We start from the raw sequence: 22453 nt of genomic DNA, 5'->3' as shown, positions 1-22453 counted from the left end.
GATTATAAGTAAATGTACACAGAGCTTAAGCGTGATTACACTTTTTTTTGAGCTATAACAAATTTGAAGGTGAGTTGGAGTGAAAATTTATGAAGCAAAAGAAATGGCCCTCGCTTAAAGCGAGGGAGGCCAATCCGAAATTACTTATCGTCAGTGTTGACGTATTTTGCTAATTCTTCTTTTTGCGCAGTTGGTAGGTTATCGACAACAATGTTATACGATGTATCTATCATCTCTTTAATTTTTTCTTCAGGTATTGAACCGTCCAAAATAACCGTGTTCCACAAACGTTTGTTCATGTGGTAGCCGGGTACGATTGATGGGAACTCATCTCGAAGTAACAAAGCCTCATCAGGATCGCACTTCAAATTAAGCCACCAGACTAACTCACCGTTAGCGTCTACTTGACCTTCTTTCCCTTCTGACAGGGTTGCAAACATCTTATGCTGGACTTTGTAGACGTCTATATCTTGTGCAAACGGCTGAGTGATAAACGTAGCAGGTTTACTCTGCAAATAGTCGTGTACGCTTTTTTGATCCATTGACCGTGTCCTTGACGTAACTAAATAATTTAAAACAACATGACTTAATTTTAGCAGCTATTACGCGAATACTGTAATTGCCGTTTTAAGAAACAGCTTGAAAAATAGTCTACTTGTTACACATCCATGAAATTACTAGTGCTTGGCAACAAAATGAAATCGTTCATATTCAGTTAGTTGCCTTTTTGACACTAATTTCATGATGCGTTAGAGCCGACGTTTTCATTTTTTAGTATTGCAACTATGTGACTCTTTGAGGGAAATACTTCCTGATGAGTCCAACAAAAATGCGGCTAACGTTAAATCATACTTCTTGGTTTCAATTTTTAGTGCAGTATAGTTGCCTTGAAAATAAATATTTTAATAATCATCAGACTATCTAGTTATTCTGAATAATTCTGTTAACTAGGCACAAAATTGAGATGCTATTAAATGAAATAATACAAAATTTTGCAACAATAATTGTTTGGCTGTACAAAATGCGAGCTATTTGTTAGCATCTGCGCCCAATTTTGCTGTTCGGTGGTTTGTTCTATTATGGTGTGGTTATTGATGTCCCTCATGGGCGCTGCGTTGTTGTACATTGAAGCCGTTAGAAAGGGTATGCCAGTTAAGCGCTGGGTGATTGCTGGTGCGATGTGTGGACCCTGTGCTTGGTATCTTTTCAGAGTACATCATCGTAGGGCATGGGTTCGTACACAAATGGCACAAAGCTGTGTTTGGCGCGCGTAATACTGGTTATTAGTTCACTACAGCGAGCTTTGGAACAGTGCCTTTCTCTCTATTCTTTTGCGCTTGAAGGAAGACGGTAAATTCTTTAGCTGAAAGCGGCTTTGAGTAGTAAAAGCCTTGTGCCGTTTGGCAGTTTAGCTGCTCTAACATTTCTAACTGTTCCGCTTTTTCTACACCTTCCGCGACAACATGCAGGTCTAAGTTATGGGCAATCGTAACAATAGAGTCGACCATATTACGGCCTATATCGGAATGTAAGTCATCTACAAACGCTTTATCGACCTTTAAGGTGTTCAGTGGAAACTGCTTAAGGTAAGCCAATGAAGAGTACCCTGTGCCAAAATCATCAATGGCCAAGTGTATGCCTCTGGCACTGAGTGAGCGCATGATTGAAATTGCTTCTTGTGGATCGTCCATGATTGTACCTTCGGTAATTTCCAGCTCTAAAAAATATGAAGGAAGTTGATTTTTCTGCAGGATCACATCTATCCGCGTCGTTAGATCGGGTAAGCTGAATTGCTTAGCGGATAAATTAACGGCGACTCTGCCATCAAATAAGTCCTGATCTATCCACTGTTTAACGTCTCTACAAGCTTTATCAAGCACAACTTCACCAATTTCTATGATTTGGCCTGTTTCCTCCGCAATAGGAATAAAGACGCCCGGACTGATAATGCCTTTCTTTGGTGTGATAAAACGCACCAAAGCTTCCATACCCACTAGTCGACCTGTTTTTATGTTCAGTTTGGGCTGGTAGTAGACTACAAAGTGATCCTCTTTTAAGCCAAAGCGCATCAAATTCTCAATTTGCAATCGTTTTACTGCTTGCTCATTCATTGAATCGTTGAAAAACAAGTAGTGATTGCCCCTTTGCTTTGCATGATACATCGCGGTATCGGCATTTTTCAGCAGTATTTCAGGTGTTGCGCCATCATCTGGAAACAGCACAATACCGACAGAAGACGTGATGACCAATTCATGATTTGAGAGCTTAAACGGGGTCGCGATCGCGGCCAGAAATTGTTTAGCAGTTCTAGTGATGGTATGAATGTCGTTTGTTCCTGTCATCACAAGCGCAAATTCATCACCACCCAGTCGATAGAATGTATCCTTTTGTCGAGCCAGCTTATTTAATCTCATTGCTAACTTCGCTAGCAAGCTATCGCCCAGTTGGTGACCTAATGAATCATTAATTTTTTTAAAGTTATCGAGGTCGAAAACCAGTAAGGCATGATGAATATCTTGTTCCGCTAGCTTTTTAAGATTAGTAAAAAACAAGTTGCGGTTAGGTAAGCCCGTAGTGCGGTCTCTATTCGACAAGTTATGCAATTGAGATTGGGCTTTTTTACGTTCGGTGAGATCTGAATAGACTACGACATAGTTGGTGATCTGACCATGGCTATTTTTAATCTCGTCTATTGTCACTTCAATAGGGAGTAAAACATCTTTGTGATTACGCAGTCGTAACTCCTCTTGCCAATGTTCGGTTTCACGTAGAGAAGTGATCACTTGGTTGATATATCTTTCGTCGTATCCCGGTAGGGTGAATCTTTTACTTAAATGTTGCGCACGCGTACCGCCGAATAACCGCAAATAACTTGGGTTCACGTCAACCAATTTAAAGCGATGATCGTAAATGGCAATCGCATCCGTGAGGGACTCAACACATTTGGCGAATAGGTTGAGGCGCTCCTCGGTGCTTTTTAAATGACTGATATCGCGTACCGTACCTGTCATCCTCATTGGGTTAAGGTTATGGTCCTTCTCTATGATCTTTCCTCTATCGAGTACCCAATGATATTGGTTTAAGTTATCTTTTAAGCGATAACTAGCCTCGAAAAAGGCGCTTTTCTCTGAAAAATGCTGTTTGAGTAATTTGTTAACCGTCGGCAAGTCTTGTGGATGAATTCGCTCTGCATTGGGAATAAAGTGCGTTGACTTGCTTTTGTTGAGCATAAACTTGTCATTAATGCGCACCACTTCACCTGTTGCAATATTCCAGTCCCACAGTGTATCACCGCTGCCCTCGACCGTGCTTTTTAGCCTTTGTTCAGATTGTTTGAGTATAGAATGGGTCTTTTTTAATTTGGCATTTTTGAAAACGAGTAGAGCAATCGCAAATGAGAATAGCGCAAAAACGCTCACTAATAGCGGATCTAGACTGGAAAGCTGTTGATTAATCGTAAGTGCTAGAAGAGGTGCGCTGAGCACTGAGTTCAACAGCATCATAGCGAAAATTGTTTTTATCGTGTTTTTTTTCATAGATGCATGACTCATTGTTGCACGCCTTAATCTAAATGAAGCACGCTACAGAGTCAAAGAGATTTCGATGGTTTGTTGAGATTTTAGTTACAAGTAAGTGCAACTTTAGGATGGTCTTCTTCAAAGATCGTTTTTATATATGAAACAAATATGTCTTTTTGGAGGTTATCGATTTGTGCCACCAGTCTTTTTTGCATATCAAATTGATGATCGTCATTGGTAATGGCTATCCACAATCGTTGTGCTCTCAAACGTAGGTTTTTATCTTTTTCGGCAACCTGTAATCGTAACGCTTGTAATGCCTCTTGCCACGTTTGAGTATCTAAATTATCTAATTGTGCCACAAATTGTGTGATGAACTGTGCATGCCTGCTCAATAATGTTTGGCTGTTGTGCTGTGGTGACTGAATATAAAAAGCAATGCCCGCTCTTGTGTTAAAAGGGGCATAACCAGCGCCAACAAGATAACCTAACTGTTGTTGAGTCCTCAATGTTTCGAAGTAATTTTGGCTTATGAGCTGGTTGAGCATCATCAGAGCCACTTTTTCGAAAACATCATCAGTTAAAGCTTGGATGTAGCATACCATCGCGTGTTCACATCCATCGCGCTCAACATGTTCTTGAGTATTTGAATCCAAAACATTAAGAGGTCGCTTTAAGTCTTCCAATATTTCACTGTGCGCAAACAGTTTTCGCAGCTTTTTTTGCATTTTCAATGCATGTGGCTGTTGCCAGTTTCCGTGTAAGAAGGCTTTGATATGAACTGAGCTAAAAAACGCTGTTCGGAACTGGCAAAATTCATTAAAACTAATATTTTTGAGTGCTTTAGCAAGAGCAATAGGTTCAGGGTTCCACGGCATTAGTTTTGCGCCGAGAATACTGAATAATTCACTGACTGGTTTATTATGATTGTGATTTTTCCAGTGACGGATCAGTTGCTTTTTGTATTCAGCAAAGCGAGTGGCACTAATTGAGGTATGAAGCATGTGCTCCACGAGCTGCAAAGCAAGGGTTACCTGGTTACCTGACAGACCGGCGGTATGTAGCGTTAATCCGCCTTGGTGAGAGTTAATATGGTAGTTCAAGCCCGCTAACTCTGCCGGGTAGTATTGTTCGGCCATACTATCCATGAGCAAATCGGCAAATAATCGGGTCAGTGCCATGTGCTTAGTGCTCTTTATACTGCACAATGAATCTATCTCAATGTAAAAATGACCTTTGGTGACTCGAAACGTCGTATCTTGTTTGAACCAAAAGGCAAACCCTGGTTTGTCTTTTAAAAGCGAGGGAGTGCGTTGCTTGTCAGTAATATCAAATAGCTGGTTCTCAACCTGCAAGTAAGGATTTATCTTAGGTAGTAGCATCTCAGGCAAAGGCGTATTGATAGCTGATAATGCGTTTAGCCACTCTTGACTGAGTTGTTCAATTTGATAAGGAGTGTGGTACCACTTAGCTTTCAGTTGAGCATCTACATCTGGATGAATAAGCACCACGCGCATATTGTTAGGATGCAAGTAGCTACACAGCTTTTGGTGTATTTTTTCATTAAAACCCTGCATTAGATAATCGCCATATAAATAATCATCTGGCTCATAGTGATGCATATTTACACTAATGCTACTTACCCAATCAATTAGGCGAGAAGGCTCTTGGTTATTAAATGCAATATCTAGCAGGGTTTTTTTATCTTTATAAAGACGAGGTAACTTTGCCGTTTGCGCCTTGACTAAGGCGATATATTCAAACAGCATCTCGATGATATCTTCGTAATAGTCGATCCCTTCATCGGTGAGCGCAAAACTGACATTAAAGTCTTTAAAGTTGCTCCCACTTATTCCGCCGCCTGCGGAAAGTGCATTGATCCAGCCTTGGCCTTTAAGAATAGAATAAAGAGAGCCTTCTCCCTCATAACCGAGTAAATGCGCTAAAAAACTGACACTTTTATGCTTATAAAGGTCGTCTATGCCTGCCATAGCAAAACTAACGATCAGTTTTTGCATATGCTTGCGAGGCGCAATATGCAGTAGTAAGCGCAAATCTTGCTCTCGGTATAAAGGAGCTGCGATTTTGGATTTGGCACTTTTGGTACCCTTCACAGTTGAAAAAGCATGCTCAGCATGCATGGCTAATTCGTCAAGTGAGTGCGGCCCAGCAACAACTAATGTCATCCATTGAGCCTGATAGTGCAGATTAAAAAATGCGCGCACTTCTTGTGCAATGCATTGTGCACCATTTTTTAGGGTTTCTTTATTTCCCACGGAAAATTTGGAGAACGGGTGGGCAGGATTGACGGTTTCTTTATGAACTTGATAGATGCGGCGCCCGTCATCTTTTATTTTCATTTTGAACTCCGCATCGATAGCGTTCCGTTCATTTTCCGTTTGAGATGCGTCTAAAAGCGGTTCTATAAAGAATTCAGCAAAAAGGCCTAAAGCTTGAAAAAATTGTTCACTTGCGCAGTCAAAAAAATAGCTACTGTGTTCGGTGCCAGTCCATGCATTACTTTGACCTCCGGCTTGGCTTACAAACTGGGAAAAATAACCGGGGGTAGGGTGTTGCGCCGTACCCAAAAATAGCATATGTTCTAGGAAATGAGCCATACCTTGTCGATCACTAGGATCATCAAAGTGGCCTGCGTTCACTGTAAGTGCGGCGGCAGATTTATCGCTATGAGGATCACAGACCAACAAGACTTGTAGACCATTGTCGAGTTGGAGTCTGCGATATGTGCGATTATCATTATTACTAACTTTCAAATTGTTGCCGCCGATACAAAGAGTGTGAGTGGATGAAGTTTACAGTTAGCTAAAGCTGATTTCGTTTTATACTTATTCTGCATTTGTTTTAATATAGCGAACAAATGAGGTATTTAGCTACTGATTATCTGGCAAATTAGTAAAGAACATTCGAGAGTGTAATGAAAACGATTCTAATTATGCGCCACGGTGAAGCCGCGCCAATGCAAGTGAACGATGAATCTCGGGCGTTGACTGAGCGAGGTATCAATCAGGCGAAAGAGATGGCATGGTGGCTAAAAGGGCACTTTAAGCCACAAGCAGCGTTGATCAGCCCTTACATTCGGGCACAACAAACTGCCCAGCAAGTATTGGCACTGAATGACATCAGTTATGTTGAGATCTGTAAAGACGTGATCCCAACTGGAAATGCAGCGTTTGCTATCGATTATCTCGAAACATTAATGAGTTTAAATGCCGAACTCGACGTGTGGCTAATTGTTGCTCATATGCCAATAGTCAGTTATTTGGTTGAGCAGCTTTGTCCAGGCCACCTTCCTATCTTTAATACAGCCAGCGTTGCAGTGATTGAGTACAATGAAATAGATCAGAAGGGTCGTTTACTCAGCATGAACTCACCTTCATTGTAATAAATAGCGCTGACTGACATATTTTAAAAGATGTGATTGTGGCATTTCTGATTTGGGTAAATCAGAAATTGACTGCCATTTTTACGTTTTTCGGGTAAGGACATATGTCCTCTTTGTTGTGGTTTTTTGTTGCGAAAAGCTGCAAACGTCTTCTTTCTTGTTGCGAAATTTTGAAAAAAACTATTTTTTGTAGCGTGCTTGGCAGTAATATTTTAATTTGCTGCTATAATGAGGGCGTCTCGTTCAGCCTTACAGGTTCGCTTTGCACTCTCGGTTGTAAGGTCCGCGCAATAATTTTAAAAATGGCGCGCAAAATTGAACGTATCACGCCAACGTTTTACGGCGACCATACTACCGTTAAACAAAAGAGTGCGCATAAAAGGTTAAACCCCAACATGAAAGCAATGAAAAGATCTACGTTAGCAACTTTAATTAACGCAACGTTGCTCTCTGCTGTCGCAGGTACTTCATTTTCTACTCTCGCTGCTGAACAAACTACTGAAGCTAAAAGCAATCAATTGGAAGTGATTCAGATCACTGCACGTAAACGTGTAGAAAATGCGCAAGAAGTGCCCGTAAGTGTGTCTGCACTGCAAGGAGACAACCTAGACGCCTATAGCTCAGCCGGTATGGATATTCGTTTTATGAATGCGAAAATTCCTAGCCTATCTGTCGAGTCTTCTTTTGGTCGTACATTCCCACGCTTTTATGTTCGTGGTTTAGGTAATACCGACTTCGACTTGAACGCTTCACAACCTGTTTCACTCGTTGTTGATGAAGTGGTTCAAGAAAACCCAATTTTAAAAGGTTTCCCTGTTTTTGATATCGCACGTATTGAAGTATTACGTGGCCCGCAAGGTACGCTGTTCGGTCGTAATACGCCAGCGGGCCTTGTTAAATTTGACTCAGTTAAACCTAGTCAGTCATTTGATGCTTATGGCGCGGTTTCTTACGGTAGCAAAGGTGCCGTAGACTTTGAAGGTGCTGCAGGTACTGGCCTTACGGATCGTTTATCTGCTCGAGTATCTGTACTTTGGCAAGATAAAGAAGACTACATTGATGTAAAAGCCCCTGGTTTTGAAAAGAATGATTCACTTGGTGGCTATGACGAAAAAGCGGCGCGCATCCAGTTTTTATATGAAGGTGAAGACTTTACAGGATTGTTGAATTACCACGTACGTGATCTTGATGGGCGCCCAATTGCGTTCCGTGCCAACTTAATTGAAAAAGGCACTAATAACATCAATCCTATCTATGATAACGATGTTGTTTATCATGATGCAGCGTCTCGTTCTACCCAGCAAGTGGACTCTCAAGGCTTGAATTTGAAGTTAGAGTGGGATTTAGCGGAACATACAATCACTTCAATCACCGCTTGGGAAAGTGCAGAAATTTATTCTCGAGCTGATGTTGATGGCGGATATGGTGCAGCATTCATTGGTTTCCAAGGCCCGGGTATTATCCCATTCCCGTCTGAAACAGCGGATGCTATTCCTGATCACGATCAATACACACAAGAATTGCGTTTATCTAGCAATTTCTCGGGTGACTTTAATTATCAAGTTGGTTTATTCCTGTTTGAAGAAGACTTAACGATTGAAAGCTTCTCATACGACACATTAACTTATGATGCTGCGGCAAATAACTATGGGCTACAAAATGGTTATGCGGTTCAAAATCAAGATACATCAGCATGGGCTGTGTTTGGTTCATTTGATTTTACGTTAACCGATGACCTCAAGTTAACAGCTGGTATTCGTTATTCAGACGATGACAAGAAGTTCGATGCAAAGCGCACTAAAAGTCCAATAGGCGCTGCTGACATGCTTGTTAAAACAGCAAATCCGAGCGACAGCCACGTAAGTTGGGACTTAAGTGCGGCGTATAAGTACAGTGATGATATTAACCTATTCGCCCGTATTGCAAATGGCTTCCGCGCACCCAGTGTGCAGGGTCGTATCTTATTTGGTGATGTGGTGACGGTTGCCGATTCTGAAACTATCAACTCTATTGAAGCTGGTATTAAGTCAGATGTATTAGATGGTCAAGGTCGTGTAAACGCAACGGTGTTCTACTATCAAATGGATGATCAACAGCTTACAGCTGTGGGTGGCGGTGCAAACTTTAACCGTCTGATCAATGCAGATAAAACTACTGGTTATGGCTTCGAACTTGATACCGAGTGGGTTCTTACTGATGAACTAAACGCAACAGCAAACTTAAGCTATAACAAGACAGAACTTGACTCGCCTGGACTTGAAGTAGGCGCATGTGGCTCAGCGTGTACGATCACAGATCCGTACCGTCAAGTGGCCAACCCATTTGCAGCTGACGGTGATGGTTTTGATGAAATTGCCAATATTGATGGCAACAGCTTACCACATGCGCCAGAGTGGATTGCTAATGCGACGCTTCGTTACACTACTGAACTAGAAGGCGGCGACTTCTTTGTATATGCAGATGTATCATATCGTAGCGAAATTGACTTTTTCTTGTATGAAGCTGTTGAATTTAAAGGCGATGCATTATTTGAAGCTGGTTTACGTTCAGGTTATATGTGGACATCAGGCGATAATGAATATGAAGTATCTGCGTTCGTACGTAATTTGTTTGATGAACAAGTGGTTATCGGTGGTGTTGATTTCAACAACTTGACCGGTATGTTGAATGAAGAGCGTTATGTTGGTGCTGAGTTCAAAGTTCGCTTCTTCTAATACTGAAGCAAAATAACAAACAGATGAAAAAACCCGCGTTTGACGCGGGTTTTTTATTGTCTGTAATGAAAAGCACTGCAAGAGCTGATAAAGTCAAACAAATCATGAAATGAAGAGAATAAACATGTCTGGATTTTGGAACTACCGCGTGATCTTTTGTGAGGCAACAAAAGAGGAAGAAGCGCTTTATCAAATTCACGAAGTGGAATACAACTTAAATGGCAAAGTAACAAATTGGTCTGAAACTGGCGCTGCACCTTTTGGTCGCACAGTAGATGAGCTTTTAGCTGACACCGAACGACTCAAATCTGCATTTGATAAGCCGATTTTAAAAGTAGTTAGGAAGCCGCGCGGCTATGAATTGGTTGAAGTTGAAAGTGGTTTAGAAGCAACCGCTGAGCCGCCAGCTGGTTTAAGCCAATAACTTAATATGCTAAGGAGCGAATGATGAGTTTAGAAGCCATTTTATTTGATTTTGATGGTACTTTGGTCGATTCAGAAGCGCTCCATTACCAAAGTTGGATGCAGGTGCTGGAGCCGTGGCAAGTGCACTATGATGAGTTAAGTTTTTGCGATGAGTTTTCTGGTGTCCCAACTTTGCAGAGTGCTTTGATATTAAATGAGCGCCACGGGCTAGGTCGCGAAGCAACTTGGCTTGCTGAGCGTAAAAATCGTGTGTTTGTTGATGTTGCGCAAACCACATCGCCGAGACTAATGCCTTATGCTCAGCAAGTGCTGCGCGAAGCAAGTGATCACTTTACAATCGCATTGGTTACGGGAAGTACCAGAGCAGAAGCCTTACCCGTTTTACGTCATTATAAGCTAGATACACTTTTTACATGTATCGTATGTAAAGATGATGTTCAGCATCCCAAGCCACATCCAGAACCTTACTGTAAAGCGCTTAAACAACTCGGGCTAAAGACAACTCAAGCTGTTGCAGTAGAAGATACTCAAACGGGCTTGAACTCAGCAACGGGAGCTGGGTTGCGTACCATCGTGATCCCCAACCATCACTCAAAAGCACAAAATTTTAGTCGATCAAGCTACCAAGTAGCTAGCCTGTTAGAGGCTTGGCAGCAGATCAAACAACTCGCCTAACCAAATAATCCCCAACCTATAAAAATTTCAGCTAACCTTAAAGGCTCATAGTAAGTGCAAGGAGCCTTTAAATGAAAGTATGGATACTATTACTCATCAGTTGTATCAATTTTACGGCGTTCGGTGCTGTAAAACTTTCTCCTTCTGTAGAACTCGCAAATCAATATCGTGAAGACATTCGAATTACTGATTACCTTGTCAGTGAGAAGTTTGATGGTGTTAGAGCTATCTGGAATGGACGTCATTTAGTCACCAAAAGCGGTGCTATTATTAATGCACCAACCTGGTTTACAGCAAATTTTGGTGCAGCGCATTTAGATGGTGAACTTTGGTCTGGTTATGGTCAGTTTGCGTTTGTGAGTGCGTTAGTGCGAAAGAAGCAAGCAGAGGAACAAGATTGGCGGCGGGTGAAATACCTCGTATTCGACATGCCAAACAGCGAGTTACCCTTTATTGAGCGATATGGTAATTATCAACTTCGGGTAAAACAGATCTCGGCGCAACATGTTGTTGCTATTAAGCAATGGCAATTTGCGCAAAACGACGCGCTTGAGCATTTCTATCAAGGTGTTTTAGCGCGTGATGGCGAAGGTGTGATGCTCCATCAAAAAAGCGCACCGCACCTCGCGGGGCGCTCAAATAGAATCTTAAAATATAAGCCGTTTCAAGACGCTGAAGCGGTTGTAATTGGATACAAGGAAGGTAAAGGGAAATACAAAGGGATGATGGGTGCCCTGAAGGTAATAAATGAGCAGGGGATTGAATTCAATATAGGTTCTGGGTTTAGCGATTTTCAGCGTCAGTATCCCCCTCGCATTGGCGCCCAGATCACCTATCGGCATCAAGGTGTTACCAAATATGGTAAGCCAAGATTTGCTCGTTTTATGCGGGAAAGGCCGAAGTTGTAAATCACTTTCTCAGTTGGGCTTTTGGGGCAATTATGCTAATCTACGCGGCCTTTTTTGTCGTCAAGGTGCGTTGTATGATTGTTGGTTTTGATTATGGAAGTTCGAATTGTGCGATAGGTACTATGGTAGGCTCGCAGCAAACCAAGCTCGTTGAGTTGGAAGCTGGGCGCTGTTATTTACCCTCAACCTTATACGCACAGCATAATGCGCTTGTCGTTGATTATGTTGCTAAACAATTAGCCGGATCTGCTCAAGAGCATGACTATCGACATTCAAGAGTTGCATTACTCAACGGTATGCATGCAATTCGTCAAGATCTTGATTTAGCTAGCCATGAAACAGGCCTTTCAATTGGCTCCGCGGCTATCGAGGAATATATTGAATTTCCTGAAGATGGCTATTTTGTTAAGTCTCCTAAATCATTTTTTGGGGCTGTCGGCCTCAAGCCTCAACAAATTGCCTTCTTCGAAGATATTGCCAGTGCAATGATCATGCAAATCAAAAACCGTGCTGAACAACAACTCGGTACGGCGATCACGCACACGGTGATAGGTCGACCTGTGAATTTTCAAGCAATTGGTGGCGAGCAGAGTAACCAACAAGCCGTTGATATTCTCACGACAGCTGCAAAACGTGCTGGATTTAAAGAGGTTGAGTTTCTGTTTGAACCACTTGCTGCGGGAATTGATTACGAGTCAGGGTTGGAAGAAGATCAAAAAGTCTTGGTAGTCGATATTGGTGGGGGTACCAGCGACTGCTCATTTGTGCAAATGGGACCAAGTTATCGAGGTCATGATGACAGAGAAAAAGATTTCTTGTCTCATACCGGTAAGCGATTAGGTGGCAACGATCTCGATATTGCGGTGGCCTACCATAACTTTATGCCGCTTTGCGGACTGGGTGGTCAGCTTAAGTCAGGTTTACCCATGCCGAATCAACTCTATTGGCAAGCTTGTAAAATTAATGATTTGCACCTTCAAACAGAGTTTTACTCACAAGCCAACCACCGTCATCTGCAAGCAATGCTCAGAGATGTGTGTGAGCCGAATGAGCTGGAAAGGCTAATAAAGATCCAACAACAAAAGTTAGGGCACCAAGTGGTTCGCCAAGGCGAGCTGAGCAAAATAGCGCTTTCTAGCGAGCTAAGCTATGGCGCTTCTTTGGGCTTTATTGAGTCAGGGTTGAATAGTGAAGTGACACAATCACATTTACAGCAGGCGGTGTTTGATAGCCTAGAGCAAATTTGTACGCTTGCGAAGGAGGCTATTACAGCCGCGCAAGCGACACCGGATGTGATTTATCTCACAGGTGGCAGTGCTCAATCACCTTTGCTAAAAGCGGCTTTACAGCGAGCACTTGGTGATATACCCATGTTAAACGGCGACAACTTTGGTAGTGTGACCGCTGGGTTAACGAAGTGGGCGGCGCAAATTTATCGCTAATCTAAACGTGTTGCCAAGTAGCCTTGATAATCGGGGAGTTGGCGCGCAATTTCTTGTGTCATCAAATGAGAACTCAGCAAGATATCGGCAGTGACTTCATTACAGGCGACAGGAATGTTCCAAACGGCTGCTAAACGCAATAAGGCTTTAACATCGGGATCATGTGGTTGAGAAGCCATGGGGTCCCATAGAAATATCAGCATGTGAATTTCATGCTCAGCTATTTTGGCGCCAATTTGTTGGTCACCGCCCATTGGGCCACTGAGTAATTTTTCTACACTCATGCCAGTGGCTTTTTCAATGACATGCCCAGTTGTACCCGTAGCAAAAAGCTGATGTTGTTGTAATGCGCTTTGGTGCGTTAAACACCAGTTCTTCAGTGCTTCTTTTTTACCGTCATGGGCAACCAGTGCAATGTTCTTTTTTGCAGGGAGCATTTGTGTTGTGGTTTTCATTCAGCCTCACACTAATAAGTTAATAGCTAACGCGATAAAAATAACCCCCGATACCCGGTCAATCCATACTGGAGCGCTAGGGTGACGACGGAAGTAATTAGCAATTTTGTCGCCGCCATAAATATAAGCGCAGTCGATGGGGAAAGCTAAAATAGGGTACAAAAGACCAAAAATGGCAAGTTGTAGCGTAGGAGATGAGCGGCTCGGATCAACAAATTGGGGAATAAAAGCGATAAAGAACAGCGCTACTTTGGGATTGAGTACTTCAGTCATCATAGCTCGTACAAATACGTTCCCCGGTTTTTTGGTGCTAATGTGTGGCTTATCATCACAAGAGATAGATTTCTTGAAGGTATCTTTGAGTGTGGTAACGCCTAAATAAGCTAGGTACGCTGCGCCTAAGTATAAAATGGCGTTAAATGCCGTAGTGGATGCTTTTAATATTGCAGATAAACCCACCACAGCAAAAACCGTGTGAATTACGCCACCCATTGCAAAACCTAATGCGCTTTTCATGCCGGCAACTCTACCATGCGTAAAGGTTTGTGCCATAAGAAAAGCATTAGAAGGCCCTGGAGCTACTGCAATGACTGCACTTGCGATAAGAAATGAAATAACCGATTCTGGGTTAAGCATAGAATGAGTTTCAAAAATTCGAATATGCTTTCTAGTTTATGCTGTTTTATGAATGAAATATAGGGCCTTAAAAAGGCAAAAAGAAAGCGGGCAATGCACCCGCTTAAAAATAGGTTGGGTTAGAACACAACAGTTTGAGTGTCAGAACATACAGTAGTACTGCCTTGTTCGCATACTTGGTAGATGTAGCTGCCGCCGCCTTTACCACTGATGCTGTCCGTGTAGCTATTATCATTGCTGGTTGTGACAATATTGCTACCATTGCGATAAATATCTACTTGGCTAGTGCTCGCACCTTGCCAGTTTAGGTCAACGTAGTTACTGCCTTTTTGCTTGTAGCCAGATGCTGTTAACTCGATGCTACCGTTATTTGGATCACCGCCGTTATCTCCACCCGCACAACCATTTGCGCTAAGGTAAGCGTCTGCGTCAGCTGCTTTCACAATACCATAGCCAAAGTACACATCTTTACCAGCGGCACCCGCATCTTCTGCTGTTGCTTTAAGTGCAGCACGGATCTCTTGACCAGTACACTCTGGGTGATTTGACCAAACAAGCGCAGCAATACCTGAAACCGCTGGAGTAGCCATTGATGTACCACTCATGAAGCCGTAGTCACTGGTACCAATATCAACGGTTGCATTGCTTGCTGACATCAGTGTTGCACGGTCTTCAAATGCAGCGCCCACAGCTGGAATGCTGGTTGTATTCGTATCACCTAATGTGCCGTATAACATGCCTGCTTCGTTGTTTACAATGATTGCACCGATACCACCTGATGCTTCACAGTTTGCTACTTTGTCGTGGAAAGAGATGTTACCACGGTCAATGAGACATACTTTCCCAGCAGCACCTGCATCTGTTGCTTCTGCAGTACCCATGAAAAATAGGCTACCAGAAATAGTACCCGAGTTTTCCATCGCAGAGCTTGCGACCATGTTGCCATCAATAGTTAAGTTTGCTGATGTTGCCATACCAGCAGGGTAAGTTGAAAGTGTATCAACACCACCTGCAGTTACTTCAACACAGATAGTTTCATCTTCAGTTGCATTTTTACCTCGACCGCTCGCACAGCTAGGGAACTGAGAGAAATCAGCGATTTGGTTGTTGTTGTCATTCGCACCAATCATCATGACTGATGGGTAACCTGCGGGATAAGAACGTACATCGTTACCATCGTTACCTGCAGCCGCTACCACAAGACCACCTGCTGCTGAGAACTGCGCAAATGCATTTGATTCAGTATTATTAGAACCACCGCCACCTAAACTCATGCTGATGATGTTGGCGCCGGCTTGTGAACATAGGTTTGCCGCGTGAGCTAGGTCAGATGAATAACCCCAACCCTCAGCGTTAAACACTTTGATGATGTGCATAGCAACGCCCGGAGCCATACCAACCACACCAATGTTGTTATCAGCAGCACCGATAGTACCTGCAACGTGAGTGCCATGCGGCCCGCCATGCTCATTCCAGTTACCTGTACCAGAGTCATTGTCACCCGTGATATTACCCCAGATAAAATCAGGGTTTGAGCTATCTAAACCAGAATCGATCACACATACTTTCATGCCAGCGTTTGCGTCAAAAGTGACTTGATCCGCTTGTGATTGATATACAGCATAAGGAGTGAGTTGTTGAGTCATGGCATCACCCGCATCGTCGTTGTAGATGCCAAGTGGTACGCGTTTGAAGTCTTGTTCAACGAGTTTGATATGTGGATTGTTCAGCAAGCCCTTTACTTGAGAAAGATCTTTGCCAGAGAATGTGGCTGCAATAAAGCCATCACCATCCACATGCAATTGAGCGCCTAATTGTTTAGCTAATGCTTTAACAACGCCTTTGTTATTGTTATCTACTTGGATGATATAGCGGTCATCGGTTGCTTGTGCGTTAGCTGCGGCACACATACCTGCAAACATCAATGCTGAAGTGAACTTGTTTAGTTTCATTATTATTATCTCTAGTTCGTTAAAATGAGTGAAGCGAATGTTAACCAAAACAACATTTGGTTAACGGGGAAACAGATTAGACCGAAATGCACAACAAGGTAAAGAATAATTTATTGCTTTTTTATAAAAATTCTAGAGTTTTTATTTATGTGGATATACTATTTTAGTATTAGGGGATGTCTAGGTGCTTACATGGTTTACTATTATAGATACATGATTTACAAAGGAAATGATAACTATACGTATTTATGTGGGAAGTGCAGTTTAAGCTGCACTATGGAATAATTGTTTCTTTTTACCTAATAATGTTACAAGAAATGGCAACATAACTAATAAGTGAAGTGCAATTTGCATCGGGGCGGTTAAGTTGAGTTGCTGTGTTAACAATGCTAAAACGCCAGCACCGCTCATTTGCATGACACCAATTAATGCAGAAGCAGTACCCGCTTGTTTAGCAAAACCAGATAACGCTTTGCCCGCAGCGGAACCTAGCGCAAATGCAAAGCCAATAGATGCAATATACATTGGTAGCATCAGTGCGGCAGGATGTGAAAAGCGCGTCGCCCAAAGCATCAATAGGCCCCCAACACAAAACAGGCTAAGGCCTACGATCAGCGAATTACGGCTATGACGCTTGATAAAAATTGGTGCGATGAAACTGGCAACGATACTTAATACAGCATTGCCAGTAAACCAAGTCGTAAACTGTGAGACCGACCCACCTAGTGTATTCATGATCCAACCCGGTGCCGTTGTCACAAACACCAACATGGCGGCCATGCCAAACATGGTGATGGCTGCATTAAATGAAAACTCACCGCTGCTGAGCATAGGCATAAAGCGGCGAAAGTCGAGAATGTGACCTTGATATATGCTGTCTTCAGGCTTAGTTTCTTTGAATATTACCAGTAGTAGTAAAAGACCAATCAGTGAAAAGAGCACTAAAAACGCAAAGTTGCTGCGCCAGCCAAATTGTATGGTTAGCCAAGCACCGAATATTGGCGCGAGGGCGGGTATGAAGCACACAATGCCATTGAGGTAGGTGATCATCTGTCCGCTGCCTTTATGTCCAAAACTGTCTCGCACGATTGCAAATGCCGCGACAAATGTGGCACATGCCCCCAACCCTTGCAGAGCTCTGGCTGCCATCATCCAGTACCAATCGCTCGCCAAAAAGGCCATAACTGCTCCGGCACAAAACAAAAGTGCACCAGCACATGCAATGGGTTTTCTACCATATTTATCAGCCAGTGGTCCGGCGACCAGTTGTCCAAGGCCCACCGTTAACATGTAAATGCTTACGGTTTGTTGAATCGATGACTCAGGTACATTCAACCCTTCTTGCATCGCACTAAATGCAGGCAAATAAAGATCGATCCCTAAGGGGCAAAAGATGACTAATAGCGCCAGAATGAATACAAGCGACTTACTGGTTGATTGAGATGATTGCATGACGACTCCTTTTGCGCGTTATTGTATTTATCTAATTCAAAATGAACAGGACAAAGCGCCGTATCACGTAAATAAAAACAACAAATCATCAATTCGGCTATTTTACCAACAGGTCGGATGTGTTAGCTTTATCAAAACAAAATAACAAATGAGGTTTAAACAGTGACTGCGCCATTACTCAAAATTTATAAAAGAATGCAGTGGCTGCCATTCGGACAATGGCTTTTCAGTAAAGCGGTATGTAGAAAAGCGCCTTACTTCGGTTCAATCAAACCAACCATTACAAAGCTTGAGCCGGGCTTATGTAGCGCGACTATTCCAAAGCGAAAAGCGGTATTCAATCATATTGGTACTATCCATGCGATAGCGCAGTGTAACTTAGCTGAATTGTGTGCAGGAGTGATGGTAGATGCGACCGTGCCGCATAAAACCCACCGCTGGATCCCAAAAGGCATGACTGTACAGTATTTAAAAAAGGCGGAGACCGATTTACGGGCTGAAGCGAAAATTGATTTGCCAAGAGAGTGGCGAGATAAAGAAGATTTAATTGTGCCAGTAGAAGTATTTGATCAGCATGGTGCGAAAGTATTCCATGCTGATATCAATATGTACATTACTGCGCGGTAGTTTTGTCTTTGATAGAGGTGATGTTGGTCACCTCTGTTTTATGAGTGAGTTTGCCTTCAATTAAGGCTCCCGCTTCGATACTTAAGGTATCGTGCATCACATCACCATGTACTTTGGCGGTTTGTTCTAGCATCACTTTATCCGCATCGATACAACCATTGACTGTGCCTTTTATTCTGACGTTATGTGCTTTTACGTTGCCTTCAATGATGCCGTGTACACCGACGATTAATGTGTTGATGATTAAATCACCAATCACTTTGCCGTCGACTTGAAGCTCACCTTCACAGCGGATCTGGCCTTCAACAACGGTGTTGGGCGAGATCAAAGCAGGAATGCTTGATGCTGATTTGTCGCCATTTATTAAGCTACTGAACACGATTAATCACCTTAGTTAATTTCACCGGATTGATATGTTTGCCGTTTTGCAGTACTTCGTAATGTAAGTGAGTACTTGTACTACGTCCAGTACTCCCCATCAAGGCAATCACGTCAGACTTATCAATTTGTTGGCCTTTCTTTACTTTTATGGTGTGTAAATGACCAAAACGAGATACTAAACCGTGTGCATGTTGTATTTCAATAAACTTACCATAGCCACCGTTTCTGCCTGCGCGCAAAACGGTGCCAGCAGCAGGTGCTGTGATCTCGGTCTTGTGCCAACCCGCTAGATCAACACCTTTGTGATAGGCGCGTTTTCCGGTAATAGGATCCTTTCTAAAGCCAAATTGACTAGAAATATAATAATTGTCTTTAGCAACTGGCATTGAGTCAGGAAGGGTCGTTAGAACTTGCTCTAGGTTGTTTAAGGCGACCAGGCTATCAATGGTGCTTAAAAAGTCTTCTGGAAGCTGCTCAAGTTCTAGCTGATGGTATGGACCACCTTGCGCAAGGCCTGAGTCTTTTGATGGCGCGATCCCGACTTCGGCAAGACTGGCTGTGAGTCTGAGTGAACGTAACTCAATTGACTCGGAAAGGGCGCTTAACAGTCGATGTTGGCTTTGCTCTAGCTGCTGAGACTGCGACTGAAAGTCACCATGAATTTGTTGCTCATCTGTCGATGGTATTGAGCCGTCATCAAGCTCATTACCAGCGTCATTTTGTTGTTCGGGTGCAAGCGTGCTTTCACTGAGTGAACTGGGTAGCGCATCCACTAAGTTTTGCAGTAGAGTTTGCTTTTCGGTTAGCTCATTCAGTGTTTCTTGCTGTTGTGCTAACTGTGCTTGCATTTGCTGCTTTTCAGTCAAAAAGCGTTGCTGTTCGGCGCTCGTTTGTGCTTGCAAAGAGGAAATTGTTTGCTGCTGTTTGGTGACTGATTGCGCATTCAATACCGCCCAAGTAATGGAGACCACTACTAAGGTAAGCAAAACAGGCTGTATCCAGCTTGGTACGGTAAGCATGTATATCTCACCGTTTTGGCGTATTAAAATTTGCCTAGGCTGGAATAATGTCTTATATAGGCGATTGATTAGCTTCAACATATAAATAAAATTTCTTCAACAACACTTCACAATAACAAGATTTAGGTAAAAATCCAGCAAATTTGCATAATAAAAAGGTGTGCTAAATGCACACCTTTGATTTTCATCTGCTTTTAATTTGGGATTATTTAGCAGGAAGAACTGTACCTTCTACAGAACCAAAACCGATGCGGTTGAAGCCGTCTGCTTCACACCAGCCACGCATAATGACTTTGTCACCGTCTTCTAGGAATTTACGCTCTTCACCATTTTCTAGGGTGATAGTTTCTTTACCGCCGCGAGATAGCTCTAGTAATGAGCCTGCTTCTTCGTGTTCTGGTCCTGATTGAGTACCTGAACCTAGCATGTCACCTGGTAAGAAGTTACAGCCGTTTACTGTGTGGTGTGTAACCATTTGCGCCACTGTCCAGTAGCTGTGCTTGAAGCTAGACTCAGATAGTTTGGCTGGGCCTTGCTGTGCATCACGCATTTTTGCTGTTTCAAGCAACACATCCATTTGAATATCAAATGCACCCGCTTCGCGGTTATGCGATGACTCAAGGTATGCCATTGGTTGTGGATCTTGTGCATCACGGTGCCACTGAGTGCGGTAAGGTGCTAACGCTTCTGTAGTCACAATCCAAGGTGATACAGTCGATGCGAAGTTCTTCGCAAGGAATGGACCTAATGGTTGATATTCCCATGCTTGTAGGTCGCGTGCAGACCAGTCATTGAATAGACAGAAACCAAATACATGGTCTTCTGCGTTTTCAATCGCAATTTGTTCACCAAGCTCATTACCCTTACCTAGGTAAATACCAAGCTCAAGTTCGTAGTCAAGACGCTTACAAGGGCCAAATGACGGTGTATCAGCATCAGGCGCTTTAGTCTGGCCTTTAGGGCGGTGGAACGTTTGACCAGACACATCGATAGAAGATGAACGACCATGATAACCAATTGGTACCCACTTGTAGTTTGGTAGTAATGGGTTATCTGGGCGGAATAATTTACCAACCGCAGTTGCGTGGTAGATTGATGTGTAGAAATCAGTGTAGTCACCGATGTGGCATGGCATTGAGTATTCAACATCAGCCTGTGCAACCAATGCATTTTCAAGTGTTGTTTGGTGTTCTGAGCCCTCACGTAGCGCACGTGATAATGCTAAACGTAGTGCTGACCAATATTGTTGCCCAAGGCCCATGAATTCATTCAATGCTTGTGCATTTGCTGCTTCGACAGCAACTTGTGCGTCATCAGAAAAGATATCAGCGCTCGAGACTACGCCAAGGTCTAAAACTTGATCACCAATGGCTACGCCACCACGGAACTCTTCATTGCTGTCTTTACGACGAAATACCGCAAAAGGTAAGTTTTGAATTGGAAAATCTGTGCCTGCTTGGTTCGCACTTGCTACCCAGCTTTTTAGATTAATATCATGAGTTTCGTTAATAAAAGACATTGCCTTTCCTTTTTACTTTTGGTTAGGGCTATTTTGCCTTAACTAAAATGGAAAAAGCAGCTTTTAAAAAGCTGCTTGTGAAAATAATAACTTTAATAAAGCTTAGATAACGCCGCGACGCTCTTGATCTCGTTCGATAGACTCGAATAGCGCTTGGAAGTTACCTTCACCAAAGCCGCCATCGTCAACACGTTGGATCATCTCGATGAAGATTGGACCAAATAGGTTTTTCGTAAAGATCTGTAGTAGGTAGCAGTTTTCGCTTTGGCTATCTACTAAGATTTGATGCTCTCTGATCTTCTCTTTGTCTTCTTTAACCCAAGGTACACGGTCAAAAATAGTGTCGTAGTAGTGTTCAACGATGTCTAGTGTTGCAATTGTGCTCTTATCTAACTGATCAAGTGAACCCACTAGGTCGTTAGTTAGGAATGCTAAGTGCTGTACACCCGGACCATTGTACTCGTCTAGGTACTCATCGATCTGGTTGTTGTTGTCGTCTTTACCTTCATTAATTGGAATAGAGAAGGTACCGCAAGGCGACTTAAGTGCGTAAGATAACAAGGCCGTTTTTTGACCTTTAATGTCAAAGTAACGCACTTCTTCAAAGCCAAATACATCTTTGTAGAAGTTAGCCCATGTTTCCATGGTGCCTTTGTAAACGTTGTTAGTTAAATGGTCGATACGGATGAAGCCCTTATCTTTAACAATCTTTTGCTCTTCTAGGTCAACAAAATCATTTGCATAGATTGAGCCTTTATCGCCAAATACATCGATGAAGTAAATTAGGCTGTCACCGATACCGTAAATCGCTGGGTATGGTAGGTCTTTGTTTGCAGCTTCAGTAGCAGGTTTTGCACCGCGCTCTACAGCTACTTCAAACGCTTTTTGGGCGTCTTCTACACGCCAGCCCATTGAACAAATTGCAGGGCCGTGGCTCTTAGCAAACGCAGCAGAGAAGCCTTCACGCTCGTTATTTAGTAAAAAGTGAATGTCGTTCTGGTTGTAGTAAACGATGTCTTTATCTTTAAACTTTTTAAGTTTTGAGAAACCAAAGTCGGTGAATACTTTATCCATGTAATCCGCATCTGGTGTTGCGTACTCGGTAAATTCAATACCAACTAAACCTAGTGGATTTTTTACTTCACTCATTGTCATACTCCCGCAATTAAGCAAATTGGGTTGCTTGTTAGATTATGTTTTTCAGTGAGCAGATGATTAATCAAAACTCTGCAAAGAGGAAGAGTCACCCTCTATTTAGCAGACTGGGGCTTTGTAAATTTAGTTGCACAAACTGAATAATGTGTGCCGTTTGTGATGACAAACGTG

Annotated in this window: 19 protein-coding genes; 8 read left to right on the top strand and 11 right to left on the bottom strand. The window is 42.8% G+C overall.

Going from position 1 to position 22453, the window contains the following annotated elements:
• Window positions 1-140 precede the first annotated feature (140 nt).
• The gene (locus AC5FX4_RS16010) at window positions 141-542 is read right to left on the bottom strand and encodes an MmcQ/YjbR family DNA-binding protein (RefSeq protein WP_493607334.1); all 402 of its coding nucleotides are present in this window, start codon (window positions 540-542) and stop codon (window positions 141-143) included.
• Between the two features lie 552 nt (window positions 543-1094).
• Here AC5FX4_RS16010 and AC5FX4_RS16005 point away from each other — a divergent pair.
• A complete protein-coding gene (locus tag AC5FX4_RS16005) occupies window positions 1095-1274 on the top strand; it encodes a hypothetical protein (protein ID WP_493607333.1) in 180 nt (59 codons plus the stop codon).
• 9 nt (window positions 1275-1283) lie between these two features.
• On the opposite strand, the gene AC5FX4_RS16000 is transcribed toward AC5FX4_RS16005, so the two are convergent.
• Both AC5FX4_RS16000 and AC5FX4_RS15995 read right to left on the bottom strand, forming a co-directional pair.
• On the bottom strand, window positions 1284-3536 hold the full coding sequence (locus tag AC5FX4_RS16000; RefSeq protein ID WP_493607836.1) for a sensor domain-containing protein: 2253 nt from the start codon (window positions 3534-3536) through the stop codon (window positions 1284-1286).
• An 83-nt stretch (window positions 3537-3619) separates the two neighbouring features.
• A complete protein-coding gene (locus tag AC5FX4_RS15995) occupies window positions 3620-6292 on the bottom strand; it encodes an insulinase family protein (protein ID WP_493607332.1) in 2673 nt (890 codons plus the stop codon).
• A gap of 161 nt (window positions 6293-6453) precedes the next feature.
• Between AC5FX4_RS15995 and sixA the strand changes: the two genes are divergently transcribed.
• The 6 genes from sixA to yegD all read left to right on the top strand — a co-directional run bounded on the left by sixA (window position 6454) and on the right by yegD (window position 13086).
• The gene (gene sixA / locus AC5FX4_RS15990) at window positions 6454-6921 is read left to right on the top strand and encodes a phosphohistidine phosphatase SixA (protein WP_493607331.1); all 468 of its coding nucleotides are present in this window, start codon (window positions 6454-6456) and stop codon (window positions 6919-6921) included.
• 395 nt (window positions 6922-7316) lie between these two features.
• Window positions 7317-9635, top strand: a complete 2319-nt coding sequence (locus AC5FX4_RS15985; protein ID WP_493607330.1) for a TonB-dependent receptor — start codon at window positions 7317-7319, stop codon at window positions 9633-9635.
• Between the two features lie 124 nt (window positions 9636-9759).
• The gene (locus tag AC5FX4_RS15980) at window positions 9760-10059 is read left to right on the top strand and encodes a hypothetical protein (RefSeq protein ID WP_493607329.1); all 300 of its coding nucleotides are present in this window, start codon (window positions 9760-9762) and stop codon (window positions 10057-10059) included.
• A gap of 20 nt (window positions 10060-10079) precedes the next feature.
• On the top strand, window positions 10080-10736 hold the full coding sequence (locus AC5FX4_RS15975) for an HAD family hydrolase (protein ID WP_493607328.1): 657 nt from the start codon (window positions 10080-10082) through the stop codon (window positions 10734-10736).
• Window positions 10737-10807: 71 nt separating this feature from the next.
• Complete coding sequence (locus tag AC5FX4_RS15970; protein WP_493607327.1) at window positions 10808-11644, top strand: DNA ligase; 837 nt, start codon at window positions 10808-10810, stop codon at window positions 11642-11644.
• A 74-nt stretch (window positions 11645-11718) separates the two neighbouring features.
• Window positions 11719-13086, top strand: a complete 1368-nt coding sequence (yegD, locus tag AC5FX4_RS15965) for a molecular chaperone (protein WP_493607326.1) — start codon at window positions 11719-11721, stop codon at window positions 13084-13086.
• On the opposite strand, the gene AC5FX4_RS15960 is transcribed toward yegD, so the two are convergent.
• The 4 genes from AC5FX4_RS15960 to AC5FX4_RS15945 all read right to left on the bottom strand — a co-directional run bounded on the left by AC5FX4_RS15960 (window position 13083) and on the right by AC5FX4_RS15945 (window position 17581).
• Window positions 13083-13541, bottom strand: coding sequence for a methylglyoxal synthase (locus AC5FX4_RS15960; protein WP_493607325.1), 459 nt, complete (start codon window positions 13539-13541; stop codon window positions 13083-13085). The two genes, yegD and AC5FX4_RS15960, sit on opposite strands and share 4 nt — an antisense overlap.
• Before the next feature lie 6 nt (window positions 13542-13547).
• Complete coding sequence (locus AC5FX4_RS15955; RefSeq protein WP_493607324.1) at window positions 13548-14177, bottom strand: LysE family translocator; 630 nt, start codon at window positions 14175-14177, stop codon at window positions 13548-13550.
• Between the two features lie 119 nt (window positions 14178-14296).
• Window positions 14297-16129 carry a S8 family serine peptidase gene (locus tag AC5FX4_RS15950; protein ID WP_493607323.1) on the bottom strand — a complete coding sequence of 611 codons (1833 nt, stop codon included), beginning with the start codon at window positions 16127-16129 and terminating at the stop codon, window positions 14297-14299.
• 264 nt (window positions 16130-16393) lie between these two features.
• A complete protein-coding gene (locus AC5FX4_RS15945; RefSeq protein WP_493607322.1) occupies window positions 16394-17581 on the bottom strand; it encodes a multidrug effflux MFS transporter in 1188 nt (395 codons plus the stop codon).
• Between the two features lie 162 nt (window positions 17582-17743).
• On the opposite strand from AC5FX4_RS15945, the gene AC5FX4_RS15940 reads away from it, so the two are divergent.
• Entirely contained in the window at window positions 17744-18208 is a 465-nt protein-coding gene (locus AC5FX4_RS15940) for a hotdog fold domain-containing protein (RefSeq protein ID WP_493607321.1), read from the top strand.
• Here the strand turns inward: AC5FX4_RS15940 and AC5FX4_RS15935 are convergent.
• The 4 genes from AC5FX4_RS15935 to hppD all read right to left on the bottom strand — a co-directional run bounded on the left by AC5FX4_RS15935 (window position 18195) and on the right by hppD (window position 22276).
• Entirely contained in the window at window positions 18195-18587 is a 393-nt protein-coding gene (locus AC5FX4_RS15935; protein ID WP_493607320.1) for a bactofilin family protein, read from the bottom strand. The two genes, AC5FX4_RS15940 and AC5FX4_RS15935, sit on opposite strands and share 14 nt — an antisense overlap.
• Window positions 18577-19608 carry a M23 family metallopeptidase gene (locus tag AC5FX4_RS15930; protein WP_493607319.1) on the bottom strand — a complete coding sequence of 344 codons (1032 nt, stop codon included), beginning with the start codon at window positions 19606-19608 and terminating at the stop codon, window positions 18577-18579. Before AC5FX4_RS15930 ends, AC5FX4_RS15935 begins: the two co-directional genes overlap by 11 nt.
• Window positions 19609-19813: 205 nt before the next feature.
• Window positions 19814-21127, bottom strand: coding sequence for a fumarylacetoacetase (gene fahA, locus AC5FX4_RS15925; RefSeq protein WP_493607318.1), 1314 nt, complete (start codon window positions 21125-21127; stop codon window positions 19814-19816).
• A 102-nt stretch (window positions 21128-21229) separates the two neighbouring features.
• Window positions 21230-22276 carry a 4-hydroxyphenylpyruvate dioxygenase gene (gene hppD, locus AC5FX4_RS15920; protein ID WP_493607317.1) on the bottom strand — a complete coding sequence of 349 codons (1047 nt, stop codon included), beginning with the start codon at window positions 22274-22276 and terminating at the stop codon, window positions 21230-21232.
• Between the last annotated feature and the right edge of the window lie 177 nt (window positions 22277-22453).

The organism is Pseudoalteromonas sp. ATL1, from assembly GCF_058933015.1.
This window is presented reverse-complemented; position numbering and strand designations above follow the sequence as displayed.